At 35.1% G+C, this 25,488-nt stretch carries 27 protein-coding genes; 12 read left to right on the top strand and 15 right to left on the bottom strand.

What is annotated here, in order from left to right; translation table 11 throughout:
* Window positions 1-13 precede the first annotated feature (13 nt).
* The 3 genes from MMF97_RS11005 to ribD are packed head-to-tail and all read right to left on the bottom strand — an operon-like array spanning window position 14 to window position 2,533.
* Window positions 14-628 carry an IMPACT family protein gene (locus MMF97_RS11005; RefSeq protein ID WP_243362359.1) on the bottom strand — a complete coding sequence of 205 codons (615 nt, stop codon included), beginning with the start codon at window positions 626-628 and terminating at the stop codon, window positions 14-16.
* A complete protein-coding gene (locus MMF97_RS11010) occupies window positions 618-1,484 on the bottom strand; it encodes an EamA family transporter (RefSeq protein WP_243362361.1) in 867 nt (288 codons plus the stop codon). Before MMF97_RS11010 ends, MMF97_RS11005 begins: the two co-directional genes overlap by 11 nt.
* On the bottom strand, window positions 1,481-2,533 hold the full coding sequence (ribD, locus tag MMF97_RS11015) for a bifunctional diaminohydroxyphosphoribosylaminopyrimidine deaminase/5-amino-6-(5-phosphoribosylamino)uracil reductase RibD (protein ID WP_243362363.1): 1,053 nt from the start codon (window positions 2,531-2,533) through the stop codon (window positions 1,481-1,483). The genes MMF97_RS11010 and ribD overlap by 4 nt, the downstream gene beginning before the upstream one ends.
* 102 nt (window positions 2,534-2,635) lie before the next feature.
* Here ribD and prmC point away from each other — a divergent pair, with 102 nt between their 5' ends.
* Window positions 2,636-3,505, top strand: a complete 870-nt coding sequence (gene prmC, locus MMF97_RS11020) for a peptide chain release factor N(5)-glutamine methyltransferase (protein WP_243362365.1) — start codon at window positions 2,636-2,638, stop codon at window positions 3,503-3,505.
* Here prmC and xerD read toward each other — a convergent pair.
* Window positions 3,502-4,401, bottom strand: a complete 900-nt coding sequence (xerD, locus tag MMF97_RS11025) for a site-specific tyrosine recombinase XerD (RefSeq protein ID WP_243362367.1) — start codon at window positions 4,399-4,401, stop codon at window positions 3,502-3,504. The genes prmC and xerD overlap by 4 nt on opposite strands.
* Window positions 4,402-4,481: 80 nt before the next feature.
* On the opposite strand from xerD, the gene aroQ reads away from it, so the two are divergent.
* A complete protein-coding gene (aroQ, locus tag MMF97_RS11030; RefSeq protein ID WP_243362369.1) occupies window positions 4,482-4,904 on the top strand; it encodes a type II 3-dehydroquinate dehydratase in 423 nt (140 codons plus the stop codon).
* A gap of 4 nt (window positions 4,905-4,908) precedes the next feature.
* Window positions 4,909-5,640, top strand: a complete 732-nt coding sequence (locus MMF97_RS11035; RefSeq protein WP_243362370.1) for a TlpA disulfide reductase family protein — start codon at window positions 4,909-4,911, stop codon at window positions 5,638-5,640.
* Window positions 5,641-5,642: 2 nt separating this feature from the next.
* Here MMF97_RS11035 and MMF97_RS11040 read toward each other — a convergent pair whose 3' ends face one another.
* Both MMF97_RS11040 and MMF97_RS11045 read right to left on the bottom strand, forming a co-directional pair.
* A complete protein-coding gene (locus MMF97_RS11040) occupies window positions 5,643-6,656 on the bottom strand; it encodes a glycosyltransferase family 2 protein (RefSeq protein WP_243362371.1) in 1,014 nt (337 codons plus the stop codon).
* A gap of 1 nt (window position 6,657) precedes the next feature.
* Window positions 6,658-7,527, bottom strand: coding sequence for a lysophospholipid acyltransferase family protein (locus MMF97_RS11045; RefSeq protein ID WP_243362372.1), 870 nt, complete (start codon window positions 7,525-7,527; stop codon window positions 6,658-6,660).
* Window positions 7,528-7,563: 36 nt separating this feature from the next.
* Between MMF97_RS11045 and MMF97_RS11050 the strand changes: the two genes are divergently transcribed.
* A complete protein-coding gene (locus MMF97_RS11050; RefSeq protein WP_243362373.1) occupies window positions 7,564-8,172 on the top strand; it encodes a WbqC family protein in 609 nt (202 codons plus the stop codon).
* 9 nt (window positions 8,173-8,181) lie between these two features.
* Window positions 8,182-9,300, top strand: a complete 1,119-nt coding sequence (gene corA / locus MMF97_RS11055; protein WP_243362374.1) for a magnesium/cobalt transporter CorA — start codon at window positions 8,182-8,184, stop codon at window positions 9,298-9,300.
* Between the two features lie 2 nt (window positions 9,301-9,302).
* Here the strand turns inward: corA and MMF97_RS11060 are convergent, their stop codons facing one another.
* Window positions 9,303-9,989 (bottom strand): response regulator transcription factor, encoded by a 687-nt coding sequence (locus MMF97_RS11060; protein ID WP_243362375.1) that lies wholly within the window; start codon window positions 9,987-9,989, stop codon window positions 9,303-9,305.
* Window positions 9,989-11,464, bottom strand: coding sequence for a sensor histidine kinase (locus MMF97_RS11065; protein WP_243362376.1), 1,476 nt, complete (start codon window positions 11,462-11,464; stop codon window positions 9,989-9,991). The genes MMF97_RS11060 and MMF97_RS11065 overlap by 1 nt, the downstream gene beginning before the upstream one ends.
* A 120-nt stretch (window positions 11,465-11,584) precedes the next feature.
* Between MMF97_RS11065 and MMF97_RS11070 the strand changes: the two genes are divergently transcribed.
* Window positions 11,585-12,748: a redoxin family protein gene (locus MMF97_RS11070; RefSeq protein WP_243362378.1), complete on the top strand. Its 1,164-nt coding sequence runs from the start codon at window positions 11,585-11,587 to the stop codon at window positions 12,746-12,748.
* Between the two features lie 58 nt (window positions 12,749-12,806).
* Here MMF97_RS11070 and MMF97_RS11075 read toward each other — a convergent pair whose 3' ends face one another.
* Window positions 12,807-13,025, bottom strand: a complete 219-nt coding sequence (locus MMF97_RS11075; RefSeq protein ID WP_243362380.1) for a DUF3185 family protein — start codon at window positions 13,023-13,025, stop codon at window positions 12,807-12,809.
* 222 nt (window positions 13,026-13,247) lie between these two features.
* Between MMF97_RS11075 and MMF97_RS11080 the strand changes: the two genes are divergently transcribed.
* On the top strand, window positions 13,248-14,888 hold the full coding sequence (locus tag MMF97_RS11080) for a TldD/PmbA family protein (protein WP_243362382.1): 1,641 nt from the start codon (window positions 13,248-13,250) through the stop codon (window positions 14,886-14,888).
* Between the two features lie 5 nt (window positions 14,889-14,893).
* Window positions 14,894-16,231, top strand: coding sequence for a TldD/PmbA family protein (locus tag MMF97_RS11085; protein ID WP_243362384.1), 1,338 nt, complete (start codon window positions 14,894-14,896; stop codon window positions 16,229-16,231).
* A gap of 212 nt (window positions 16,232-16,443) precedes the next feature.
* Here the strand turns inward: MMF97_RS11085 and MMF97_RS11090 are convergent, their stop codons facing one another.
* The 3 genes from MMF97_RS11090 to MMF97_RS11100 are packed head-to-tail and all read right to left on the bottom strand — an operon-like array spanning window position 16,444 to window position 20,717.
* A complete protein-coding gene (locus tag MMF97_RS11090; RefSeq protein WP_243362385.1) occupies window positions 16,444-16,830 on the bottom strand; it encodes an SRPBCC domain-containing protein in 387 nt (128 codons plus the stop codon).
* A complete protein-coding gene (locus tag MMF97_RS11095; RefSeq protein WP_243362386.1) occupies window positions 16,817-19,492 on the bottom strand; it encodes a DUF3857 domain-containing protein in 2,676 nt (891 codons plus the stop codon). Before MMF97_RS11095 ends, MMF97_RS11090 begins: the two co-directional genes overlap by 14 nt.
* Window positions 19,493-19,526: 34 nt before the next feature.
* On the bottom strand, window positions 19,527-20,717 hold the full coding sequence (locus tag MMF97_RS11100; protein ID WP_243362387.1) for an acyl-CoA dehydrogenase family protein: 1,191 nt from the start codon (window positions 20,715-20,717) through the stop codon (window positions 19,527-19,529).
* A gap of 98 nt (window positions 20,718-20,815) precedes the next feature.
* Here MMF97_RS11100 and folB point away from each other — a divergent pair, with 98 nt between their 5' ends.
* On the top strand, window positions 20,816-21,202 hold the full coding sequence (folB, locus tag MMF97_RS11105; protein WP_243362388.1) for a dihydroneopterin aldolase: 387 nt from the start codon (window positions 20,816-20,818) through the stop codon (window positions 21,200-21,202).
* Here the strand turns inward: folB and MMF97_RS11110 are convergent.
* Entirely contained in the window at window positions 21,199-21,618 is a 420-nt protein-coding gene (locus MMF97_RS11110; RefSeq protein WP_243362389.1) for an acyl-CoA thioesterase, read from the bottom strand. The two genes, folB and MMF97_RS11110, sit on opposite strands and share 4 nt — an antisense overlap.
* Before the next feature lie 139 nt (window positions 21,619-21,757).
* Here MMF97_RS11110 and MMF97_RS11115 point away from each other — a divergent pair, with 139 nt between their 5' ends.
* Together MMF97_RS11115 and MMF97_RS11120 are read left to right on the top strand one after the other, a co-directional pair.
* Window positions 21,758-22,192, top strand: a complete 435-nt coding sequence (locus tag MMF97_RS11115; RefSeq protein WP_243362390.1) for an Hsp20/alpha crystallin family protein — start codon at window positions 21,758-21,760, stop codon at window positions 22,190-22,192.
* Window positions 22,193-22,326: 134 nt separating this feature from the next.
* Complete coding sequence (locus MMF97_RS11120) at window positions 22,327-23,640, top strand: nicotinamide mononucleotide adenylyltransferase (RefSeq protein WP_243362392.1); 1,314 nt, start codon at window positions 22,327-22,329, stop codon at window positions 23,638-23,640.
* Between the two features lie 46 nt (window positions 23,641-23,686).
* On the opposite strand, the gene MMF97_RS11125 is transcribed toward MMF97_RS11120, so the two are convergent.
* Window positions 23,687-24,133 carry a GNAT family N-acetyltransferase gene (locus MMF97_RS11125; protein WP_243362393.1) on the bottom strand — a complete coding sequence of 149 codons (447 nt, stop codon included), beginning with the start codon at window positions 24,131-24,133 and terminating at the stop codon, window positions 23,687-23,689.
* A gap of 35 nt (window positions 24,134-24,168) precedes the next feature.
* Entirely contained in the window at window positions 24,169-24,660 is a 492-nt protein-coding gene (locus tag MMF97_RS11130; protein WP_243362394.1) for a YajQ family cyclic di-GMP-binding protein, read from the bottom strand.
* 65 nt (window positions 24,661-24,725) lie between these two features.
* Here MMF97_RS11130 and MMF97_RS11135 point away from each other — a divergent pair, with 65 nt between their 5' ends.
* Window positions 24,726-25,409 (top strand): hypothetical protein, encoded by a 684-nt coding sequence (locus MMF97_RS11135; protein WP_243362395.1) that lies wholly within the window; start codon window positions 24,726-24,728, stop codon window positions 25,407-25,409.
* The last annotated feature ends 79 nt before the right edge of the window (window positions 25,410-25,488 follow it).

Raw genomic sequence — 25,488 nt, forward strand, 5'->3', positions numbered from 1 at the left:
CAAAAAAACAGGACTAAACCGTTCTGAGATAAGAGATTTTAGCCTGATCTATCTTTTCAAGTTTACCAAGAACGCTATTCAAATTGGTTTTCCTTACTTCAAACTCTAAAGCACATTGTGTATCAAAATGCTGACTTAAAACAATTAAATCCTCTTCTTTAACAACACGCATCACGGCATTCATAGCCAAATAATCAAATTCAATCCTGTAAACATCATTTACGGTACGTGTTACGATTTCATTATTATTAAGTGCTTCTTGAGTGGCATTCTTATAAGCATTAATCAAGCCTGGTACGCCCAATAGAGTACCGCCAAAATACCTTACCACTACTATCAGAACATTGGTTACATCTGCAGATAGCAAAGTGTTTAATATCGGTCGGCCGGCTGTTCCTGAAGGTTCACCATCGTCATTTAGCTTAAAAACACTACGATCTGGCGTTAATCTGATTGCCCAGCAATGATGTCGGGCTTTAGGATGTTCAGCTTTTAATTTGCTGATTATTTCCTTGATTTCGCTCTCGCTTTTAATAGGGTAGGCGTAACCTATAAACTTACTGCCTTTATCTCTGAAAATGCCTTCACTTGTATGACTAATAGTTTGATAGGTATCGTTAAACAGCATAAATTTTAGATAAAGTGATCAGCAAAATAGCGATAAGTGCAGCAATAAGACCTAAGTAATTGATCTTGCTTAATTTTTCTTTAAAAATGATAATGCCTACAAGAGTTCCGGCAATGATTACCCCAAAGTTCATGGCAGCAAAAACAGTAGAAGGGTTATCAGCCATAGCTTTGTGCGCTTTTAGATAGAAGAGGATATTGCCAAAATTGAAGAAACCCAAAATACAACCACAAATAAAATTAATTAATTGCAACTTTTCCCGCTTTCTGCTGGCTAAGTACAAAGTATAAATGAGCGATAGAACAAAAGCTAAACTATAGATGTAAAACAGGGAGGTGGTATAAGGTATATCGGTTATTTGACTTACCATTTTAAACAATATATCTATTATACCAAAACCACCAAAAACCAATAACAAATAGAGCCAGCTTTTTATATGGGCTGTATGTTCGCTTTTACGGTATAAAATCAAAAAAATAGCGATAAAACCAAAGACTAACCCTATTTCCTTAAAAGAATCGAACTTTTCATTAAATAAGAAATAAGCTGCAGATAGCGAAATGATCAAGGATAAACGTTGTGCAATATCTGTACGGGCCAGTCCGGCTGTTTTTACAGATAAGCCTAAAATAATGAAGATACCAGGTAGTAAAAAGCCCAAAACAATGTAAACAGGGCTAATCTGGGCAATGTTAAAACTACTTACATCTGGTTTAAAAAAGAAAAGGCTTAAGAAAATGGCAAACAGATAATTCCAGGTTACCGCCTGGGTGATACTGATTTCATATCGTTTTGCCAGTTTTAGCAAAACTCCTACAATTACGCTGCATGTTATACTGGTAAAGAGATAGATCATATACGGTTGGGTCTTAAGATAGTAAGTTCATCATGTTCTAATTGTAGTCTTTCAAGCAAAGCACCTTTGATCTGTGGTGCTTCAATTCCTTCATGCCAAATCTGGTTTCCTGTAAAAATACGAGCCTCATCCCATAATCCGGCTGTAATAAACTGGTTCAATAAGTTAACACCTCCTTCCACAATTACAGATTGTATATCCATCAAATACAATTGGTAAGCTAGTTTTTGAGGAAGGTAAAAGTGCATATCTTCCATTTGTATATAATGAATGTTATCCTTTATTTCGGTTTTGAGCTCATTAAAAACTATTGTTTTAGCCTCTGTATTATAGATGTGATATTTAGTAGGAATTTCAAGATTTCGGTCTATTACTATGCGCATAGGATTTTTGTATCCTTTAATTCTGCTGGTTAATTGTGGGTTATCAATCAACGCAGTATTTTTCCCTATTAAAATCGCATCTTCTTCGTTACGCCACTTGTAATTAAGCTGTTTAGCTAAAGCACCGGTAATCCATTTTTTGCTTTTGTTAAGTGGTGCAAAGAAACCATTCTGGGTTTGTGCCCATTTTAAAATGATATAAGGTCTATTTTGTGTAACGCGGGTAAAGAACCGTCTATTGATAAAGGTGCATTTTTCTGCTAATACTCCGGTAATAACTTCTATGCCTGCATTTTTTAACTTCTCTATACCTTTGCCATTTACACCCGTAAAAGGATCTGTATTGCCAATAACTACCTGTTTAACCTCATGTCTAACTAATAGGTCTGCACAGGGAGGTGTTTTTCCGTAATGGGCACAAGGTTCTAAACTTACATATACCGTAGCTTCTTTTAACAAGGCAGGGGCTTTATCTCCATAAGCATCGAACACACTTTTAATAGCATTGACCTCGGCATGTGCTTCTCCGAACTTTTGGTGATAGCCTTCGCCAATGATTTTATCATGATGAACAATAACACAGCCCACCATTGGATTTGGACTTACTGAGTTTATGCCCAAAACCGCTAAATCCAGGCATCGCTGCATATATTTTTCGTGGCTCATTGCACAAAAATAAGCCAAAATATGTTAAAAGATAGGGGATGTTATTTTTATTTGTTGTTTCCTGTATAAAGGCTTTGTAATATTATCGCTAATTTTGAATACATGAAATTAAAGTCTGTTGCGCTACGTTTCAGCGAGCATTTAAGCCATATTTACGATGAAAGTGAAGCAGAAGCCTTGTTTTATATTGCCCTAGCGCATGTAATGAATCTTAACCGATCTGCTTATTTGCTCAAAAAAGATACAGCTATTGATCATAGCATATTAAACAGATTTGATCTTATACTTGATCGGTTGGCAAAACAGGAACCTATTCAGTATATATTGGAAGAGGCTTACTTTTATGGATTATACTTTAAAGTTGATCCTTCTGTTTTAATACCACGCCCTGAAACCGAAGAGCTGGTAGATTGGATATTATCGGTTTGCAATACAGATCAAAAGTTAACACATGATAGCCTTAATATATTAGATATTGGCACAGGAAGTGGTTGTATAGCTATAGCCCTGAAAAAGAATAAACCAGGTTCTCATGTTATGGCAATAGATATTGCCGAAGACAGTTTGGCAACTGCTGAAATTAACGCTGAGCTTAATCAGGTTGAAATTGATTTTATACAGGATGATATACTAAACCCAGCATCGATAAAAAATCTTCAGCTTGATGTTATTGTAAGCAATCCTCCTTATATCACTTTTAAGGAGAAAGAAGATATGCATACAAATGTATTGGCACATGAGCCTCACAGAGCATTATTTGTGAGCAACGAAAAACCTTTGGTGTTTTATGAGGCTATCGCTGATTTTGCAATCCAAAACCTGAAAGAAGGTGGTTATCTTTTTTTTGAAATTAATGAGTTTTTAAGTGAAGAAACCATTCAATTATTAAAAGACAAAATGTTTGTTAACATAGAATTAAGAAAAGATATTCAAGGTAAAGACAGAATGATCAAGTGCAATAAACCTTATTAAGATCTTGGGTGAAATTGAGTAATTACGCTATGAAGATAATTACGGTCTAAATGCGTATAAATTTCTGTAGTGGTAATACTGGCATGACCTAACATTTCCTGTACTGCTCTTAAATCGGCTCCGCCTTCTATGAGGTGCGTAGCGAACGAATGTCTGAATGTGTGTGGGCTGATATTTTTTCGGATACCGGCACTGACAACCAATTCTTTGATGATGTTAAATATGGAAATCCTTGATATTTTAGCTCCGAATTTATTGAGGAAAATATAATCTTCGTGATTTTTTTTGATATTTAAATGCACTCTTATCTCATTAATATAGATATTCAATAACTTAAGTGCAGTACTGCCAATAGGAACTATCCGCTCTTTGTTTCCTTTACCAGTTACTTTTATAAATTCTGTTTCCGGATAAATATTGGATATTTTTAAATCAGTTAACTCACTAACTCTTAAGCCACAACCGTACAATACTTCTATAATAGCTTTATTTCGCATACCTTCAGGTTTCGATGCATCTATCACTTCAATAATCTGGTTAATTTCATGTATGCTGAGTGTATCAGGGAGTTTACGGATAATTTTAGGAGTTTCTAATAAAGCACTTGGATCTTTGCGGATGGTTTCTTCCTGCAAAAGATAAGCGAAGAATGATTTGATACCTGAAATAATTCTGGCCTGACTGCTGGCCTGAATACCCAAATTATGCAGCCAGGCAATAAAATCGCGAAGGGTTTTTAAAGTGATCTGATTAATGTTTCCATCAAAACCACTGATTTCTAAGTATTGAAACAACTTATTTACATCATTTAGATACGCTTCAATACTGTGTTTAGATAATGAACGCTCTAATTTTAAATAGATGCCAAATCCTTTTAAATAAGATTGGGTGTTCATTTTTTGCGATTTTTTTATAACATTGCAATAATACGAAATAAAAATATAGGACACTATTAACCCCTCAGCAGAAATAAATTATGAGAATACAGATTATAAACGGCCCAAACTTAAATTTATTAGGTTTACGTGAGCCTACTATATATGGAGCTGAAAGTTTTGATGCATATCTGGAGAAACTAAGAACACTCTACAGTATCATAGAAATTGATTATTTTCAAAGTAATGTAGAAGGAGAGCTGATTAACAAGATACATGAAACAGGTTTTAGCTATGATGGAATTATTTTAAACGGAGGAGCTTATACACATACATCAGTAGCTATTGCAGATGCAATTGCAGGTATTCAAACACCTGTTGTAGAAGTGCATATATCAAATATTTACGCCCGTGAAGAATATAGACATGTTTCTTTAACCGGAAAAAATTGTAAAGGCGTATTAACAGGATTTGGCTTAGATGGATATCGTCTGGCTATAGAGAGCTTTTTAAACCAAAACTAAAAATATGAAAAAACTAATTATCGTTCTTATACTCTTTGTAGTATTGAAATCATACGGTCAAACTATTCCTAAATTAGACCAGAATACAGTTGTAAAAGACAGCACAGGGATGATTTATCCTTATGTGATCTGGAAAAAGATGACGGAAAAGGGAGAATATTCCCTTAAAGGCCTTAAAAATAAAGAAAGCGACCAGTTTGAATTTTTTATTTATAAAACTACAGATGAAGAAAAGCTGGCTCGTAAAAAACGTTCGGATGAAAGAGCGGCTACTTTACCTAAACCAAGAACAGCAGAGATTTTTAAAGAAGGAAGCAAATTCAGTACTGAAAAATTTAGAGACCTGAATGGGACTAGATTTGATATGAAGAAAGAAACCGGAAAAGTTTACGTGTTAAATTTCTGGTTTATCAATTGCCCGCCATGTAAGGCAGAAATCCCTGATTTGAATGAGCTTGTAGATAAATATAAAGAAAACAAAGATGTAGTATTTTTGGCTATTGCATTAGATGATGCCACAAGCCTTAAAAGCTTTTTAAAGCAAAATCCTTTTAAATACAACATTATAGACGATGGTCGTTATTATTCAGAGAAATACGGTGTTAGAAGTTACCCTACGCATGTAATTATAGGAAAAGATGGTTTAATCAAATTCAGTACTTATGGTTTGGCTTCAAATACTATTTATTGGGTAGATAAAACCATAAAAGAGCAAATAGAAACAGAAGCTAAATAGATTTAAAAAATCAAATCACTGAACTTCTTCTTTTTATTGACAAAGTACGCCCATACAATACTTTTAGGATAAGTTCCCGCATGCTTTTTAAAACTGGTTTGGTTGCTGCGTTTAGCAGAAGTTCTAAAAAAAACCGTAAAGAAATGTAAATGTGCTTTATTGATAGAAAAGGCAAATTTGAAATTGCCCTTTAATAAAAACTGAAACCAGGCGGCCAAATCTATCCAAAGGCGTATGAAAATTTTAGTAAATGCCTCTCCAAAAGGGAGGTTTTTTTGCATGATAATGAGATTGTTCCTGAAATTAAGATAATTTTTAAAAGGACTTGAAGTATTTAGCGTTCCGCCACCTAAGTGATAAACTTCTGCATCGGCACAATAATAAATTTTCTTGCCCATGTTCTTTAAACGCCAGCATAAATCAATTTCTTCCATATGGGCAAACAGATCAGGATCTAAGCCATTAGCAAGTTTCCAGTCTGCACTTCGGATAAAGAAAGCGGCACCACTTGCCCAAAAGACCTCTTCATTGTTATTGTATTGGTTATGATCTTTCTCTACTTCGTCAAAAATACGGCCTTTACAAAACGGAAAAGCGTAATTGTCTAGATAACCGCCAGCAGCACCAGCATATTCAAACAGTTCCTTTTGCTTTAACCATTTGATTTTGGGTTGCGCAACAGCTATCTGCTTATTGCTTTCCATTAATTCAATTACCGGGCTTACCCAGTTTTCGCTAACCTCAACATCAGAGTTCAGTAATACAAAATAATCTGCTTCAACCTGCTTAAGTGCTTCATTATAGCCTTGAGCAAAACCATAATTCTGAGTATTGATAATAAGCCTTATTTGTTGGTAATTTTCTTTTACAAAAGCAACAGAGTTATCTGTAGAAGCATTGTCTGCTACAATGAGCTGCAAGTTTTCGTAGCTGGTTTTTACCACAGAAGGTAAAAACTGCTCTAATAAAAGCTTACCGTTCCAGTTTAAGATCACAACTGCTACGCTTGGTTTCATATTAATGATTTAATTTCCACCGATTATGGCTCCATAACCAATATTCGGGTTGTTTGTTAATGGTTTGCTCCAGATGTTTAAAAAACAGATCTGTAATTTCATGCATTTCGGTTTGCTTTGGATCAAGACATAAAGGCATAGTTATAATATCATAATAACCTCGTTTTACCCGGTCAAACTCAAAATAAAAAACAGGCCTGTTGGTTTGTTTAGCTATTTTTTCTAAACCCATCAGCACAGCCGTAGGTTGATTTAAGAAGTTTAAAGTGTATTGCACTTCGCTACGTACTGGGCTTTGGTCGCTGGCAAAACAAAACATGGTGGTTTCGTTTTTAGTAGTTATAACTTGTCTTGGCGTTTGTCTCATAGCTACTAAGGTATTGCCAAAACGGCTGCGTAACCGGTTAAACCAACCTTCAAAGACTTTGTTATTGATAGGTTTATAAATTACATTGCAATCGGCATAAAACTCAATACCGGCAACAACCATGCACATTTCCCAGTTACCATAATGTCCCGTACAAGATAGGGTACTTTCGCCACGTTTTAAATAGGTTTGAACTTGTTCGTGATCTTTCATTTTAACTCTGCGTAAGAGCTCCGCTTTGCTTATTGAGCTCAGCTTTACAATCTCGAACATCAGGTCTGTAAGATAGCGGTAATGCTTTTTTTCAATCTGTATGATCTCGGCAAGTTCTTTATCCGGAAAAGCATTCACCAGATTTTTACGCACTACTTGTCGTCTGTATCTTATCAGGTAATATACTGGATAATATAAAAGGTCTGATAGCGCATATAAAAACCAAAAAGGAAGAAATGACAATAAGTGCAAAAAGTAAATACCGATGTAAGAAAAACCTTTTTTAATCATTAATTTGGCAACTGTAATGCAAACATAAAATATCAGATGCAAAAAACAGCCATATTTCCACTTTTTTACCTTCCACCTATAAACTACTTTACTTTGCTAAAGGCTCATGACTATAATGTTATACTGGAGAAATTTGAGCATTTTCCTAAGCAGACTTACAGAAACAGGGCAACTATAGCATCACCAAATGGTGGTTTAGATTTAACGGTTCCTGTTGCAAAAGGCTCTAAGATACACACTCCTTTTAAAGATGTTAAGATTAGTTACGATGTAAAATGGCAGCGTTTGCAATGGTTGAGTTTACAGGCTTGTTACCGTAGTTCGGCCTATTTTGAATTTTATGAAGACAGCCTGGCCCCATTTTATGAAAAGCAATATACTTTTCTTTTCGATTACAATCAGGAACTATTGAACTGGGTTTTAAAACAGCTCAAGACAGATCATAACTTTACGTTTACAGATACTTACCAGCAAGATATAGATGCAGCTGATGATTACCGAATGACTTTTACAAAAAAGAACGTACCTCTGATAGAGGTGAAACCTTATTTTCAGGTATTTAGTGATAGAAATGAATTTATATCGAACCTTAGTATTGTAGATTTGTTATTTAACAAAGGACCACAGGCTAAATCATACCTTTAATCAAATTGCATGGCTAAATCCAAATATCATTCACGTAAAAGGAAGCAATATGCCATACCTGAACCGGGAACCACGCCAGGCTATGTGTATATTGACGAGAAATCATTAACTCCAAAAATTACCCTGCATATTTATAATCAGGATACTTATGAAGAAATAATACTTGATAACCTGGATGGGATCAAAGAGAAGATTTCGGATAAGAAATACACTTACTGGATAGATATCAAAGGATTTAAATCGGCCAGAATGTTTGAGGTACTGAATAATGATTTTAATGTACACAGGCTGGTTTTAGAAGATATTACGAGGAGCTATCATCGTCCAAAATTTGAGGAATATGACGGCTATGCCTTTGCGATTAGCCGGATGTTGCGCTTAGATCCTGATGAAAGCCTTTGGAACGAACAACTTTCATTTATCCTTACCAAAAATACACTGATTACCTTGCAGGAAAATTACGATGATTGTTTAGGAGCTGTACGAAAAAGACTGAGTGTAGGTAAGGGAAATATCAGGATTGCAGGCTCTGGTTATTTACTCTATGCCTTAATGGACATGGTGGTAGATTCTTATTTTTCTATCTTGAATGTATGGAATGAACGCCTAGATATGATAGAAGATCGTTTGCTGGATAAACCTGATAAAAGCGTGATGTTTGAAACGCAGATGATCAAAAGAGATTTGATTGCAATGAGAAGGGTTGTGTGGCCTGAGCGTGATAAAATGAATGATATTTTACGTAGCGATAGCAACCTCATTACCGAGCAAACAAAACTGTTTATTAAAGATGCTTATGATCATTGTGTGCAGATTATTGATATGGTAGAATCTATAAAAGAGATTGCCGCTACCAATATTGATATGTATTTGTCTATTATAAGTAACAGAATGAATGAGATCATGAAGGTGCTTACCATTATTTCTTCCATTTTTATTCCGCTTACTTTTATTGCGGGTATTTATGGAATGAATTTTTCAAAACAAGATCCTGTTACGGGTAAAATCATGCCACAAAATATGCCTGAGCTTTATCAGGAGCATGGTTATTTATATACGCTGATTATTATGGGAGCTATCGCAATTTTACAGATTATATATTTCTGGCGTAAAGGTTGGTTTAAATAAGCTTAACACACCAGTTTATAGCCCATTCCTCTTATATTGAGAATTTCTATACTCTTATCTTTTTGCAGATGTTTACGTAATCGGGTAATAAAAACATCCATAGTACGGGTATTGAAAAAGCTGTCATCACCCCAGATTAAGGTAAGTGCTGTTTTTCGTTCGGTAATGGCATTCTTATGTTTATAAAGCAGGAATAAGAGTTCAGTTTCACGATTAGACAATCTGATGAGTTCCTGATCATACCAAAGCTCCTGTTTTTCATACTTAAAGAGATACTTGCCAATATTGATCTGTTCGGGCATTTTATCAGGAACATTTTTATGCCGGTTAAGTAATTCGGCAACTCTTAAAAAAAGCTCATCTAAGCTAAATGGTTTGCGTAAATAATCATTACCACCACTTTCATAGCCTTTAATTACATCTTTGGTCTCCGTTTTTGCAGTTAAAAATAGCAGCGGTGTCTGTTTATTGATTAACCTGATTTGCTGTGCAAGTGTAAAGCCGTCGGTATGAGGTAGCATTACATCTAAGATCAATAAGTCAAAATACCCGTTAAGAAAAGTATTGTAAGCTTTTTTACCGTCTGTTGCAATTGTAACATTATAATTCTGCTGTGCAAGACTATCACTGATTACTCGGGCTAATGCGGGTTCATCTTCAATAAGGAGGATATGTATTTTGCTCATCATTAAAACTCAATGGTAAATATACTGCCTTTAGAGCCGTTGTTGGTTACGGTAAGACTTGCTTTATGTAGATCCATGATTTTTTTAACATAGCTTAAACCTAAACCATAACCTTTTACATCATGGTTATCAGTAGCATTTATTCTAAAAAAAGGTTCAAATATCTTCGTTCTGAATTCGGAAGGAATACCTATGCCATTATCTGATATTCGGATCTGATAATGGTTATTTTTATGGCTTAACACAATCCGTATTTCTTTCAGAGGACTGAAATTATACTTGTATGCATTATCCAATAAATTACTTAAAGCATTCTTTAGATCGTTTCTGCTGCCTTTAATAATAGCAGCTTTAAGGTTTTGATGACTAAAAGATAAGTCTATGGCTGTTCTTTGTCCAAACTCTTCTGTTAACTCGTTAAGAAGACTTATCAGGTCAATGTCCTCTTGTATGGTAATGCCCAAAGTTTCCAGTTTGGCATTTTGTAAGATTTGAGCGGTTAAATTATTTAATTTCCCGGCTTGTTGTTTAATGATTTCTAGGTATTGTTTTTGCGTTTCAATGTCAAATGAAAATCTTTCAAGTGCTTCTGTTGTAACTTGTATGGATGAAAGAGGGGTGTGAAATTCATGTGTCATATTGCTAATGAACTGATCTTTGATCAGTACCAGTTTTTGCTGCCTGAGCAAAGTTTTTATAGTGTAGATAAAAGAAAAGATGGTAATCCCGATCAATAATAAAGAAGTGATGATGATCCATTTCATTTCTCTGAAATAAAACCGGTTAGGATTTTCAAGCGTAAGCTGTACCCATTCTTTTTCAAAGGGTCTCCTTAAAGAAGCGTTTACTTTTTCACTTACAAAGTAGTTTTTAGCATCTTTAATTGCCTGAGCATTGATGGTGAAAGACGAATTGATCTCCTTTGTTTTTAATTCTTGTTTAAGGTACTTGTCTAACTGTTGTAGGTTTACTTTACTGGCATTCATCATTACATTTATACTGTCACCCAAACCCTGGGTGTAATAGTATACAATCCCTTTTTTAATATCCTCTTTAAATACTATTTCGGCAAAATGATTGATGAAGATTTCTTTAGCTTCAGGAGTGATTTTTCTAAGTTTTTTAGTGAATTTGGCTAAACCGATTTTGAAGAATTTAGTACGCCTGCTGGTATCTTCCAGAAACCGAGGATGCGTATCCTGTAAAGTAAATACCGTATTGCTGTCGCGGTTCTTGATATCACAATCAATGGTAAATAAAGAGGTGTCGGCAAGCCAGATTTTAACCTGTTTAACCATTTGGTTACGCCACCATTCCATTTCGCTGTTAACCGCATTGTTCAAAGCCTGATTTACCTCGGCCTTAAAATTTTTTGTAACGGTTTTATAGCTGCGGTAATTCCAGTACAACTGCAGGCAGACAATGCCCAATACACAGCAGCTCATAAGTACCACAACAAAGCGCATATTTTTTTGCATGCACAAACATAAGTTTATTGAGGTGTAAAAACTGATGAGTTAACACTAATTAACTTAGCTTAACTTTTGTTAACCTCACTTACGTTCATTTAGCAGCACTTTTGCCTAAAACACAATGATATGAGAAGAATTATTCTATGTCTGTTGCTGATGACAGGCTTAAGCTATGCCCAACAAATAAAAATAGGAGAGAAAGTACCTGATTTTACGTTAGATACTGTTTTAAATGCATCTTCAAAGTCGTTCAAATCGGCAGATTTTAAAGACAAAATTATCTGGATTGAGTTTTGGGCTACCTGGTGCGGACCTTGCATATCGGCAATGCCACATTTAGAGCAGATGCAGGCAAAATATAAAGATAAATTACAGGTAATTACCGTAACCAACGAAAAAGAAGAACGTATTCGACAGTTTCTTAAAAATAAACCTTTTAAATTATGGTTTGCTATTGATGGGGCAGAACAGTTAAGAAAATACTTTCCTTTTGCAGTTATACCGCATAGCATTTTAATAGATACAGAAGGAAACTTATTCGCAACCGCTGCTCCCGAAGAAATTACCGAAAAAATAATCGATAGTTTGTGGGCCAAGCAAAAACCTAAAATTAATGTAAAAACAGATAATCTTACCACAGATTATATACAAACCTATTTTAAAGTGCCTGATACAGTCAAGGAAAGGGTGTTATGGCAGCCCGAGATCAAGGGCGGACCGGGAATGCTCCATACGTTTGCATTAGACAGTAATTTTAAAGGCAGAAGGTTAACTTTTATCAATGTAGGCCTAAATAATATGTATATGCGTGCTTTCGGAGATTTTCCTTACGGAAGAACTATAGATAAGGTCAAAGATAAGAACAGGTATTGCTTAGATATTATTGTAGAAAAACCTCAGGAGCTCATACCTGCTTTAAAGGCAGAGCTTGCTTCTAAATTTAATTTACATGCAAACATCACACCTTATGATAAAGAAGTTCTGCTTTTAAAAATTGAAGATCAAAACCTGTTTAATAAAGTTACCCGGAACAGCAGTGGTAAAAGAACTTACTTTGCCCGACATGGTGAAATAGATCAGCAAGGTATAACTATGAACGATTTCGCAGATTTTTTAGAAATATTTGGCTATGGTAAGTTTGTTCTGGATGAAACGGGAAATCAGGAAAAATTTGACATCAAATTCAGTTTCGCACCCGAAGATCCGCAGAGCTTAACCAAAATACTCAGTAATATGGGCTTGCGTTTAGAAAAAGCACATAGAAAAATAGATATGCTTACTATAGAATAGCATTGCTTATGCTGCCTGATTGGCTAGAAATTCAGGCAGCATACAGACCTTAAATGATTTAATCCTTTTGTTTCTTACTTGAAATAAAAACGATTAAACCTACTAATAAGACTACGCCACCAACATAAGGTGGCCAGCTTACATTTTTCTGCCTGTCGGTTGTAACTTCTATTGAACCCGCATCTATTACTTTTTCCTTTTGGGTATAAGTAAATCCGGTCCATATAAAAAGGATTAAACCAATTACAATAAGAAGTATACCTAATGATCTGCCCATAAATTTCTCCTTTCTACCTTAAATGTTATTGAATATAACATCAGATTATTATTAAGGTTTGTATAATTCTAAAATGGAGAGAAAGAAAGAACCAGAAGTATTGTCTTTCATCCTGCGTGTTTCAGATTCTTAAAACAAGTATAATATTGAATTATTTATCAATTTTTTACGAATACTATGTACTTTATAATTACATTTAAGTAACCTAAACCATTCTTAAACGTGAAACGCAGAAATTTTATTTATTTAACAGGGATTGGGGCTGCTGCGGCAATGCTTCCTGCAATTCCTGTATTTGGGAGAGAAATTTCTCCAGAGCGGGCATTAGAATATATTGACCCTGCTGCCAAAAAAATAATGTCGGATGTGGCTTTAAATGCTGCTCGCTCAAAAGGAGCAACCTACACAGATGTACGTGTAGGACGATATCTCAATCAATATGTAGTAACAAGAGAGGATAAAGTACAGAATATAGTAAATACCGAATCGTATGGCATTGGTATTCGTGTAATTGCTAATGGAAGCTGGGGCTTTGCGGCAACAGATAAATTGGATAAAGACAGCATTGCTCAAGCAGCAGAACTGGCTGTAGCCATTGCTAAAGAAAACTCACGTTTGTTAACTGAACCTGTACAATTGGCGCCTCAAAAAGGGTATGGAGAAGTGAGCTGGAAGGCCCCTATAGAAAAAAATGCTTTTGAAGTTCCCATTAAAGAAAAGGTAGATCTGCTTTTATCTGTAAATGATGCCGCCATGAAAGGTGGTGCAGATTATGTTAATTCTATTTTATTTATGGTGAACGAACAGAAATATTTTGCTTCTTCAGACGGTTCTTATATTGATCAGGACATTCATCGGATTTGGCCTACGTTCTTCATCACAAAAATTGATAAAGTAACAGGTAAATTTGAAACCCGAAATGCATTAAGTGCACCTACGGGTAAAGGTTATGAATATCTGAATGCCAGACCAGAAGATAAAATACACAGCCCAATCGGCACACTTTATAAAGGCCGTTACGATATGCTTGAGGATGCCAAACAGGCTGCCGTACAAGTAGGTGAAAAAATGACCGCAAAATCAGTAGATCCTGGTAAATATGATCTGGTATTAGACCCATCGCACTTATGGTTAACTATTCATGAATCGTGCGGACACCCTACAGAGCTTGACCGGGTATTAGGTTACGAAGCTAATTTTGCCGGAACCAGTTTCCTTACTTTGGATAAATGGGAATCTAAGAAATTTAACTACGGTAGTAAAGAAGTAAACATTACAGCTGATAAAACAGAAGTAGGCTCTTTAGGTGCAGTCGGTTATGACGATGAAGGTGTAAAATGCGGAAAATGGGATATTATTAAAGATGGCATATTGGTAAATTATCAGGCTATCCGGGATCAAGCACATATTGTAGGGCTGGATCATTCTCAAGGTTGCTGTTATGCCGATAACTGGAGCAGTGTTCAATTTCAGCGTATGGCTAACATTTCTTTGCAACCCGGTAAAAAGCCATTAACTATTGCAGATCAGATTAAGAATGTAGAAAAAGGTATTTATATCGTTGGCGATGGCTCTTTCTCTATTGATCAGCAACGCTATAATTTTCAATTTGGTGGACAGCTCTATTATGAAATCAAAAACGGTAAAATTGCAGGGATGCTCAAAGACGTAGCCTACCAAGCCAATACACAAGAATTTTGGAACTCGTGCGTGGCCATTTGTGATCAGAGCGATTATCGTTTAGGAGGATCTTTTTTTGATGGAAAGGGACAACCTATGCAGTCAAGTGCTGTATCTCACGGATCGGCAACTGCACGTTTCAATAAAGTTAACGTAATTAATACAGCTAGAAAAATCGGATAGAAATCATGCCAATATTAACGAAAGAACAAGCTAAAGCTCTTTTGACTAAAGCGCTTAGTTACTCAAAAGCAGAACAATGCGAAATAAATCTATATGGGTCTGATAGTGGTAATATCAGGTATGCCAAAAATTCCGTATCTACAAGTGGCGGGATCAGTTCTAACGGAATGGTGGTCACTTCTGCATTTGGAAAAAAATCAGGAACAGCTACCATTAATGAGTTTGATGATGCTTCTTTAGAAAAAGTAGTGCGTCGTTCTGAGGAATTGGCCCAACTTGCACCTGAAAATCCAGAATTTATGCCTTTTCTTGGTCCGCAACAATATGGCCCTGAAACGCCTACATTTTCTGAATCTACAGCTGCTGTATCGCCAAAAGAAAGAGCAGATGCTGTACAGGCAAGTTTAACCCAAGCCAAAGAAAATAAATTGACTGCTGCTGGTTTTCTATCAAATAGCATGGGCTACTCGGCAATGATGAACAGCAAAGGTTTATTTGCCTATAACAAATCTACGGATGTAGCATTTAACATTACGGTAAGAACAGAAGATGGTAAAGGTTCTGGCTATGCCACCAAAGGTTATAATGACTTTACAAAATTGAATGCTAAAGCAGATACCGCCATTGCAGCCAAGAAAGCATTATCATCTGTAGCCGCTAAAGCAATAGAACCGGGAAAATATACCGTTATTCTGGAACCGACTGCTGTTGCAGTAATGCTCGAAAATTTGTTTTCTGGCTTAGATGCCAGACAAGCCGATGAAGGCCGTAGTTTTATGAGCAAACCGGGAGGCAAAACAAAAGTAGGGGAACAGTTGGTAGATGAACGTGTTAATATCTATTCAGATCCATGGAACACGGAATTGCCAACCTCAAATTGGTCGGGTGATGGCAGACCTCAGGAAAAAGTAAACTGGATTGAAAAGGGAGTGGTTAAAAATCTATATAGTTCTAGATATTGGGCACAGAAAACAGGGATTAAAGCAATTCCTTCGCCAGATGGTATGATTATGCAGGGTGGCTCTAAAACCTTAGAAGAATTGATCAAAGGCACCGAAAAAGGGATATTGGTTACTCGTTTGTGGTATATCCGTTCGGTTGATCCTCAAACGTTATTGTTAACGGGATTAACACGAGATGGTACTTTTTACATTGAAAATGGAGAAATCAAATTTCCGGTTAAAAACTTCCGTTTCAATGAAAGTCCTATTATCATGTTAAACAATCTAGACGAGTTGGGTAAAACAGAAAGAACAGTTAGTGGAGAAAGTAATGCCAATTACCTGTTACCTCCATTAAAAATAAGAGACTTTACGTTTACCTCTCTATCAGATGCGATTTGAGATAATTCTCTTATAAGAAAACCCGCTTTGATTTATAAATCAAAGCGGGTTTTATGTAGTATTTATTTTACCTGATTTCTGTTCGTCATGCTGAACTTGCTTCAGCATCTTATCTAAAGAAATATGGACTCTGAAATAAATTCAGAGTGACGTTCAATGTACGGTTTAGAATGACGTGACCTAAAACTAAACACCCTCTTTATAGGATATATCTAAAACTCCTCTTCAAAAAAGTCTACTAAACCTCCTAAATAATATTCTTGTATGCCTTCTGTAAAATCATTATAATCTTCATCAGGAATATTGGTTTGAACAAACTCAAGAGAGGTGCCTTTTTTATCGGGATGCAATTTGATAGTTACGATAGAAACTTCATTATCTTCGCCAAAATACCATTGCTGCACTATTTTCTTATTTTCTTCAAACAATAGGTTCTTGCCTACAATATCACCATCCCATAAAGAGAATTCCTGATCCGCTTCGGCAACAAAATCTACTTCTGATCCTGTCCAAAGTTGAATGCTCTGAGCTTTGGTTAGCGCCAGATAAACTTCATCGGGAGGAGCGGGAAGGGTTATATATTTTTTAAATGTTTTCATTGTTTTCTGTATTAGTTTTATCAGGCATAATGTGAGACTGATTTTCACTTTCAAACCTAATTAAATTTTCCTTTAAATTAATTTCGGCCAATTCATAAGCCCAATTACTTTTGGGATAAGTGAATACAAATGTCTCTTTTACTCTAGACGACTTTATGAAATAGATAATCCATATACAAGAAAAAATAGTACTACGGATTATTGCTGAAATATCACCTGTAAAATCTATCAGTTTAAACTCCAATTTTGCTTGTTCATAAATCAGATAGATAAAAAATACATCCAAAATAGGTGCAATTATAACAGCAATTCTGAAAATGATGAAGTGCTTAGGTAGTATATCTCTACGATTAAAGAATAAAAATATCAGGAATACGCTGTAAACAATTAATAAAGAATTAAATAAAATCTCTCCCGAAAGCATTAGTTTAAATAGAAACTGTGTAATATCATCAAATCTTGAGAAATTTGACCAGGTACTATTCTCAAAATGCCCCATTTTAAAAAAAGAGAACATTAATGTGAATGGGCTTATTACAACTATAATTGCAGCCAATATTAACCAGCCATTAATTGATCTTGCGAATTTTATTTTTTCTATATCATGATCTCCTTTTCTTGTATATAAATAGTAGGAGATAAATCCCCCTATTAAAAGCGAAAATAAAAAGATTACTACCGCCCAACTATTAATTCCGGATGTAACTTGTTTTTCAATTTTTTTATTCCAGAATATCTCATAACTAACGTTTTCAAGTATCGCATTTTTATCTTTAACATACTGATTGGTTTCTCCGGCTGTTAATTCAGGTTTAAAATTTTGATACTTATAGTCGAGAGTTAACGTGTCTGAAGCGTATTTAATACTATAATCAAACTGATAGGCATTTCGCTTATAACTTTCTTTTTCATCTTTAATTGTCCATTCTGGCAATACAATTTTAAAGATTTGATGAATGTTTGATGGATATTTAAGTGCAAAAGGAACGTTTCTGGCTTTATTGAGTTCTCTAAGCTCGCCCTCTATCATATCTGCATAAAACTTTACAGCTATTCTGTTTTTTAGGGAGTCGGTCTGCCAAATATCTTCTATTTCGTAGTATTCTGTTAAAGAAATGATATTATTCTGCCTGTTGTCTGTAATTTCTAGATCTTTGCTTATGGTAATTCCCGGATATGTTTTGGCATAATAATCTAAATAAGCTTTAGATAACTTACTTATTCCTGTGCTATTAATTTCGTTTCTTAAAGATTCGGCATAATTATCAGAATAAACAGATTTAATGATTAATTTTGTTTTACTGCCAGCTATAGTGTCTGCTACATGGAAAACAGATTCTATCTTTAATTGACCTTTTGGGTTTTCTGTAACCAAATCTAATTTATCATTACCTGGTTTAATTACCAATACATTTGCACTGTAAGGGAAATAATTTTCAAGTATAGAGCCTCCCTGATCGGTAACGGTGGCATCTATCCATATTTTTTTACCTGATAGTTCAACCAAGGTTATTTGATGGTTAAATACACTTGGCGAAGGAAGAAGCTCATTTAATTTAATACCATTATAAGTATTTATAAAAACGGGGTAAGCGGTTATCCCATTAGCCTTTAATAGCGCTACGAGTAGCAATGATTTATCCTTGCAATCTCCATAACGCTGCTTTAAAACTCGTTCTGGTGAATTTGGTCTGTGTGAATATTCGCCGATTTCTACCCCCATATACCTGATTTCATCCTGCACAAATCTGGTGGCTAAGGTGAGGTATTGTATGAGGTCTCCGTTTGCTTTCTTCTTAAGATCAGCAATTTTTGTATTTAGTATGGGAGATTTGGAAATATTGTACTCATGTAGTTTTAAGGCCCAATCTACTACCTCTTTCCAGGTATTAAATTCACTGATTTGTGTTCTCCCATATGGATTATACCAGGATGGTTCAAAATCATTTGCTTTAATGGTTTGCGTTAGATCCTGTTTCCATTCATATATCTTTAAATTATTGGCTTCTCTTGTTATGAGATTGGGTACTTTATTAAAATTCTTGAGGTTAATTTTTCTTTGTTTGTTAAAGATGACGTTATAATAGAGATTGGAAAGCTGGCTATTGCCTTCAAAATAAATAACTGTTGAAAAAGCTTTGCCAAAAACAGGGTTATGTCCTTTTATGGTATATGAATATTCTATCTTGTCATTCTTTCTTATATCATCTAAGATGATATATGCATCAAAAGTTCCGCTATAAATAAATTTGGCTAATTCTTTTTCGTTCTTTACTACCTTAAAGTTGTTGTGAACCAGCTTATTTATAGGCTTGTTATTACGCCAGACTATAATTTTATGAAAAACTAATTCTTGATAAGAAGGATCAAATGTTACCGAAATTTCGGATGCGTTTTGCACACCATTATCAGAAACAATATTCCTTATTGTTCTTTGATATTGTTCCTGAGTTTCTAAATTTTGTTGATTTTCGTAAGCAGAAAGATAATATCCGTCTTGGATATCCTTCTCTGCCGGTTTAATATCTTTTACAATTTGTTTCTGAAGCCAGTTGGGTTCAGAGGCTGATATTGAAAAATTCTTATGCTGTCCTTTAACAGGTAAAAAGCAGCATAAGAATAAAATGATTAAGATAAACTTCTCGTTTTTTGCTGTGAGCATTAAAATGATATTTAAATATTTGAGAAGTTTTTGATTATTTAAATGCATTTAAGCCGGTTACGTCCATACCGGTGATTAATAGATGAACATCATGTGTACCTTCATAAGTAACTACAGATTCCAGGTTCATCATATGGCGCATAATAGGGTATTCTCCGGTAATTCCCATTCCGCCTAACATTTGGCGTGCATTACGGGCAATATCTAATGCAATCTCAACACTGTTTCGTTTAGCCATAGATATTTGTTCAGGAGTAGCTCTGTTTTCACTTTTTAATTTACCTAAGCGCCAAACTAAAAGTTGTCCTTTGGTAATTTCAGTGATCATTTCGGCCAGTTTTTTTTGTTGTAACTGGAAACCGCCAATTGGTCTGCCAAATTGCTCACGCTCTTTGCTGTATCTTAAAGCAGTATCATAACAATCCATTGCAGCACCTAAAGCTCCCCATGCTATACCATAACGAGCCTGGTTTAAGCATCCCAATGGACCTTTTAAACCTCTTATATCAGGAAATACATTTTCTTTAGGAACTTTAACATTATCAAAAACAAGTTCACCGGTAGCAGAAGCTCTTAAGCTCCATTTGTTATGTGTTTCAGGTGTGCTGAAACCTTCCCAGCCACGTTCTACAACCATACCTCTGATTTTGCCTTCTTCATCTTTTGCCCAAACTACAGCAATATCAGCAAAAGGTGCATTCGAGATCCACATTTTAGCACCATTTAATAGGAAATGATCGCCTTTATCTTTAATATTGGTTACCATGCCTCCGGGGTTAGAGCCAAAATCAGGTTCAGTTAAACCAAAACAGCCCATTAACTCGCCGGTAGCTAATTTAGGAAGATATTTTTTTCTCATTTCTTCGCTACCATAAGCATAAATAGGATACATAACTAAAGAGCCTTGTACCGATGCAGTAGAGCGGATGCCTGAATCGCCACGCTCAATTTCCTGCATAATAATTCCGTAAGCGGTATAATCTAAACCAGCTCCGCCATATTCAACAGGAATAGTAGGGCCAAAGGCACCAATCTCGCCAAGGCCTTTAAGCAAATGTTTAGGAAATTCGGCTCTTTGTGCGTAATCTTCAATAATAGGACTTACTTCTTTTTTAACCCAGTCTCTAACTGTTGCGCGTATTAAAAGGTGTTCTTCAGATAATAATTCGTCAATTAAGTAATAATCAGGTGCTTCGTATAAGTCTTTTTTTGCTGATTTGCTCATGTTTGTATTAGATTTAAAATTGTTGGTTGGAACCAAAGTTAATAATTTAAAGCAAGGGCAGATAAAAACGCGACCTAATTTTTATTTTAATTAATATTGTGGCACAGAATAATTACAAATCATTTATGTTTACACAAACCGTAGCCCTAAAAGATGTTAAATTTTACGCATTTCATGGCTTTTATCCTGAGGAGCAGTTAACCGGAAACTATTTTATAGTGGATGCAGAAGTGACTTTTGAACCTAAAGGAGATACAGAAGATTTGGAGCGTACAGTAAACTACGAGGTATTAAATCAGATACTAATAGAAGAAATGCGCAATACGCAAAAACTGCTGGAAACAGTAGTGAAAAATATAATAGATAAGATCTCGTCTGCTTATGCATTTGTTGATACCATAACTATAGGCATCAGGAAAATAAATCCACCTATGCCTGGTCAGATTGGGCATTCTTTTGTTCAATTGAAATACCAGCGTAATTAATGTAATTGCTCAAATTCAATCATTCTGCGGCGTTCAGTTTCGGGGATAGGTGTAGAAGTCTTAGATTTCAAATCTATGGCAACACAAGTTGTTTTGGCTATAGAACATAATATTTCTCCTTCTTTTTCTCTCTTTACAATTTTGTATTCAATATCAAAACTGCTGTTGCCAATTTTAGAGGTGCGAACGTAAATAAAAATCTTATCGCCCCACACTATAGGCTTTATGTAACTGATATTAACTTCTCTGATTACTATACCGGTTTTCTTCCAGTTCCATTTAATGACCTGTTTCCAGTATTTGGTTCTTGCAACCTCTACATAAGTTAAGTAAGTAGCGTTGTTTACATGCCCGAAAGCATCTAAGTCTGCAAACCTAATTTCTACTGTTGTTTTGTATTTATAATTGTCATACATAATTTAAAAGTGACTTTTTGTCTTATTTTGAGTTTTTATTATGACTTTTTGTCTTGTTTTTAATTGAATTTAGACTTGGAACAAGCTTTGTTCATATGGGATAACAGAAAATAAAAATAATTATTGGAGGTAATATAAAATGAACTTAGTAAAATTTAACAACAGAACGAGAAATAACACGCCTTATTTTAACAATGTATTTGATAGTTTGTTTAACGAGGCATTCAACAAAAATTATGGTATGCATAAAATGCCTGCAGTAAATATTATTGAAAAAGAAAACGAGTATAAAATTGAGCTAGCTGCTCCGGGTTTGGTTAAAGAAGATTTTAAAATAGATTTAAAAGAAAATGATTTAACCATTCAGGTTGAGAAGAAAACAGAGGTGAATGACGAGCAACAAGGTTATACCCGTAAAGAGTTTGGATATACTTCGTTTAACAGATCTTTCTTGTTGCCTGATCATGTAAATCAGGATAAAATCAATGCCGAATATGTGAATGGTGTTTTAACCATTAGCATTGCTAAACAAGATGAACCTAAACTGCAACATAGGGAAATAAAAATTTCATAATTCATAGTTAGTTTGTTTGTTTAAAAGGGTCTGCCAAAAGCGGCCCTTTTTCATTTATTAATCTTCTCTTTTCAGAAATGTTCCAAATTACGGATGCAGTTTTAAAACCCGCTCAATTTGTATAATTTTGTGCTATGCAACGTGAAATACTCGATACCAAGCGTAAAGCTTTAAATATAAATTTAGACCCAAAGATTTATGGTACTTTTGCCGAAATAGGTGCAGGACAGGAAGTATCCAGGGCGTTTTTCAATGCTGGCGCTGCTTCTGGAACAGTTGCCAAAACCATGTCGGCCTATGATATGACCTTTAGCGATTCTATTTATGGCGCCGAAGATTCGGGGAGGTATGTGAGCCAGAACCGTTTAACCAAAATGCTGGATCATGAATATTCGCTATTGGTTGAGCGTTTGCACGGAGAGAAATACCAGAATAAAACCTTTTTCGCTTTTGCCAATACAGTTACAACCTTAAACTATACAAAAACAAATGATCCTCACGGATGGATTGGCTTACGTTTTCAAACCGAGCCGGGAGGAGAGGCGAGCGAGATCTATTTTCACGTTCGCTTATTGGATACCGATGTATTGAACCAACAATGGTCTTTAGGTGTTATAGGTGTGAACCTTATTTACGCTGCTTTTTATTACATCAACGATCCTAAAACCATGATAGAATCATTGGTAGATAATTTAAATGTAGGTTCGGTAGAAATAGATCTGATTTCGGTTAATGGGCCGGCATTTAAAAATGTAAACAATTTACTGCTGAACCTATATCTCGTTGTTAAAGATTTTTCGGCCGCTTCAATTTTTGATCCTGAAGCACAACCACGTCAGGCAAAAGATTTGCTTTATAAAAAAGATGTAATGATTTTGCGTACCAAATATGGGCAAAAATCTAATCCTAACTTTAGCTTATTTAATAAAGCAATTGATCAGTTTAAACGGGTTAACCACGTGGCAGATGAAAATCTGCGAGTGTTGATTGAGGTTTTGATTACCAATGTATTAACCGATGGTACCGAAGCACAGGATGATGTTGATCTGGAAGCAGTGGCAAAACGTGCCGAAGAAATGTGTAAAACAGGTAATTATGTAATTGTATCTAACTTTGCTCGTAAAAACCGTCTGGCTAAATATTTAGATAGATGTAAACCAAATAGCGTGGGCATGTCAACCAATATTAACAACCTTAAATTTGTATTTAATTCTACCAATTTTGGTGAGAATTATACTGGTCATTTGCTGAGCTATGTAAATGATATGTTTAGCAGAAATATCAGACTGTTTGCTTATCCTTTCTTAGATAAGAAAACCAATACGGTAATTACTACGCAGAATATGCCTGTATCACCAGAAGCTAAACCTTTGTTTGATTTCTTATTGCTGAACGGATATATTACCGATATCAAAGATTACAACGAAGGAGAGGTGAAAACGGTATAGAACAAAAGAATTTCAGGTAAATTCTGTTATTAAAATTAGAAGCTAGTTAATCGTTTGGTTGGCTGTACAAATCTTTAAAGACAATACCCATATGCCTCTCAGGGTTTTCTATGGGCTTAAAACCAAACTGTTCATATAAGCCATGGGCATCTAAGGTAGCCAAATGATAGCGACGTAACCCTTGCAAATCTGGATGAAACAGCATGAGTGACATGAGCTTTTTTGATAAGCCTAGGCCTCTATAAGTTTCTTCTACATAAACATCGCATAAATAAGCAAAAGTGGCCTTATCAGTAATCCAACGGGCAAAACCTACCTGTTGCTGATCTTTATAAATACCAAAACAGAGGGAGTTTTCTATAGATCTTTTTACAATATCAAACGGGATATTTTTTGCCCAATAAGATTGTGTGCTTAAGTAATGATGCACAGCTTTAACATCAACTAAATTACGGTCATCCGAAAAAATAAAGCCATTTTCTATAATTTCCATAAATAATTAAACAGTTAATCCATTGAGCAATGAACTTAGTTTCTCATGTTGATAAACTGTAAAGGCTGACCAAAATCTTCGCCGCGGCATAAAGCAATTACCTTTTGCAGATCGTCTATATTTTTGCCTTGTACCCGAACCTGATCGTCCATCATAGAAGCCTGTACTTTCAACTTGCTATCTTTAATTTTTGCAACGATTTTTTTAGCAGTTTCTTTATCAATACCCTCTTTAACCTTAACCTGTTTTCTGATCATGTTTCCAGAAGCAATGGTTTCTTTGCCAAAATCCAAACTTTTAGGATCTAAGTGTTGTTTCATCATTCGAGAAATGATAGAATCTGTTATGGCTTTTAAACGCATATCATCTTCTGTAAGGATTTCAATCGAGTTTGTTTTTTTATCTAACTCAATAGAGCTCTTAGAGGTATGAAAATCGTATCTGTTCAGGATTTCTTTTTTAGCGTTATTAATAGCATTATCTAATAGCTGACCATCAATCTTGCTAACAATATCAAAACTTGGCATGTGTTCTTGCTTAAATTAAAAAAGAAAATGTTAAATTTAATTACCTACAAATAAAACAAAAAAATATGAAAACCGCTAAAAGCAAGTCTTCAAAAAAGACCTCGGCAAAGAAAGCTGCCAAAAAAAATATAGAAAAAACGTTGAGCCAAAAATTTATGGAAGCGTTAAAAGACCTTGGGCATAATGCTGAGAGTTTGGGTAATGAAATAGCAGCAGCCAGCAAAGCCATGGCAAAAAAGCTTTCTAAAAAGGTTAAAAAAGTAAAAGGTAAAGTAGCTCATAAAATAGAAGCGATTAAAGCTAAAGAACCTGAAATAGAGAAAAGGGTAGAAACAGCTAAAAAAGATGCGAAAAAGCTGGTGAAACAGATAGATAAAAAAATAAGCAGAGCCACAAAGCCGGTAGTAAGTAGTGTAAAAGTTGCCGCAGTAAATACAGAAGAAAAGGTAGCTAATGCCATTAAAAAAGTTGCTGCTCAAACAGATAAAAAAGTAACAGCTGTAAAGAACGAAATAAAGAGTAATACCAGACCTGCAAAAACTGAAGTAAAAAAAGCAGCAACACCTACTAAAAGCCCGGCAACAGTTAAAGCTAAAAGCACTACTAAGCCCGCTCCGGCTAAAGTTGCACCTAAAACAGCAAAATCAATAGCTCCAAAAACGCCGGTAACAGCTGAAAATAAAGTAGATACTACTAACAAAGCGGTATCTAAAGCAGCATCAGATGCTAAAAATATTATAAATGCCTGATCTATTTAATGAGCTATCTTAACAATTAATAATAACTTAACATTAATTTACAGAGATTTGAAAAAGTCCCCATTTGGGG

The organism is Pedobacter montanisoli, assembly GCF_022809115.1.
Classification (GTDB): domain Bacteria; phylum Bacteroidota; class Bacteroidia; order Sphingobacteriales; family Sphingobacteriaceae; genus Pedobacter; species Pedobacter montanisoli.

Bases quoted from the DNA above. Each gene is read 5' to 3' on its own strand.
- MMF97_RS11005 (WP_243362359.1), bottom strand. From the start codon at position 628: ATGCTGTTTAACGATACCTATCAAACTATTAGTCATACAAGTGAAGGC.
- MMF97_RS11010 (WP_243362361.1), bottom strand. From the start codon at position 1,484: ATGATCTATCTCTTTACCAGTATAACATGCAGCGTAATTGTAGGAGTT.
- ribD (WP_243362363.1), bottom strand. From the start codon at position 2,533: ATGAGCCACGAAAAATATATGCAGCGATGCCTGGATTTAGCGGTTTTG.
- prmC (WP_243362365.1), top strand. From the start codon at position 2,636: ATGAAATTAAAGTCTGTTGCGCTACGTTTCAGCGAGCATTTAAGCCAT.
- xerD (WP_243362367.1), bottom strand. From the start codon at position 4,401: ATGAACACCCAATCTTATTTAAAAGGATTTGGCATCTATTTAAAATTA.
- aroQ (WP_243362369.1), top strand. From the start codon at position 4,482: ATGAGAATACAGATTATAAACGGCCCAAACTTAAATTTATTAGGTTTA.
- MMF97_RS11035 (WP_243362370.1), top strand. From the start codon at position 4,909: ATGAAAAAACTAATTATCGTTCTTATACTCTTTGTAGTATTGAAATCA.
- MMF97_RS11040 (WP_243362371.1), bottom strand. From the start codon at position 6,656: ATGAAACCAAGCGTAGCAGTTGTGATCTTAAACTGGAACGGTAAGCTT.
- MMF97_RS11045 (WP_243362372.1), bottom strand. From the start codon at position 7,527: ATGATTAAAAAAGGTTTTTCTTACATCGGTATTTACTTTTTGCACTTA.
- MMF97_RS11050 (WP_243362373.1), top strand. From the start codon at position 7,564: ATGCAAAAAACAGCCATATTTCCACTTTTTTACCTTCCACCTATAAAC.
- corA (WP_243362374.1), top strand. From the start codon at position 8,182: ATGGCTAAATCCAAATATCATTCACGTAAAAGGAAGCAATATGCCATA.
- MMF97_RS11060 (WP_243362375.1), bottom strand. From the start codon at position 9,989: ATGATGAGCAAAATACATATCCTCCTTATTGAAGATGAACCCGCATTA.
- MMF97_RS11065 (WP_243362376.1), bottom strand. From the start codon at position 11,464: ATGCAAAAAAATATGCGCTTTGTTGTGGTACTTATGAGCTGCTGTGTA.
- MMF97_RS11070 (WP_243362378.1), top strand. From the start codon at position 11,585: ATGAGAAGAATTATTCTATGTCTGTTGCTGATGACAGGCTTAAGCTAT.
- MMF97_RS11075 (WP_243362380.1), bottom strand. From the start codon at position 13,025: ATGGGCAGATCATTAGGTATACTTCTTATTGTAATTGGTTTAATCCTT.
- MMF97_RS11085 (WP_243362384.1), top strand. From the start codon at position 14,894: ATGCCAATATTAACGAAAGAACAAGCTAAAGCTCTTTTGACTAAAGCG.
- MMF97_RS11090 (WP_243362385.1), bottom strand. From the start codon at position 16,830: ATGAAAACATTTAAAAAATATATAACCCTTCCCGCTCCTCCCGATGAA.
- MMF97_RS11095 (WP_243362386.1), bottom strand. From the start codon at position 19,492: ATGCTCACAGCAAAAAACGAGAAGTTTATCTTAATCATTTTATTCTTA.
- MMF97_RS11100 (WP_243362387.1), bottom strand. From the start codon at position 20,717: ATGAGCAAATCAGCAAAAAAAGACTTATACGAAGCACCTGATTATTAC.
- MMF97_RS11110 (WP_243362389.1), bottom strand. From the start codon at position 21,618: ATGTATGACAATTATAAATACAAAACAACAGTAGAAATTAGGTTTGCA.
- MMF97_RS11115 (WP_243362390.1), top strand. From the start codon at position 21,758: ATGAACTTAGTAAAATTTAACAACAGAACGAGAAATAACACGCCTTAT.
- MMF97_RS11120 (WP_243362392.1), top strand. From the start codon at position 22,327: ATGCAACGTGAAATACTCGATACCAAGCGTAAAGCTTTAAATATAAAT.
- MMF97_RS11125 (WP_243362393.1), bottom strand. From the start codon at position 24,133: ATGGAAATTATAGAAAATGGCTTTATTTTTTCGGATGACCGTAATTTA.
- MMF97_RS11130 (WP_243362394.1), bottom strand. From the start codon at position 24,660: ATGCCAAGTTTTGATATTGTTAGCAAGATTGATGGTCAGCTATTAGAT.
- MMF97_RS11135 (WP_243362395.1), top strand. From the start codon at position 24,726: ATGAAAACCGCTAAAAGCAAGTCTTCAAAAAAGACCTCGGCAAAGAAA.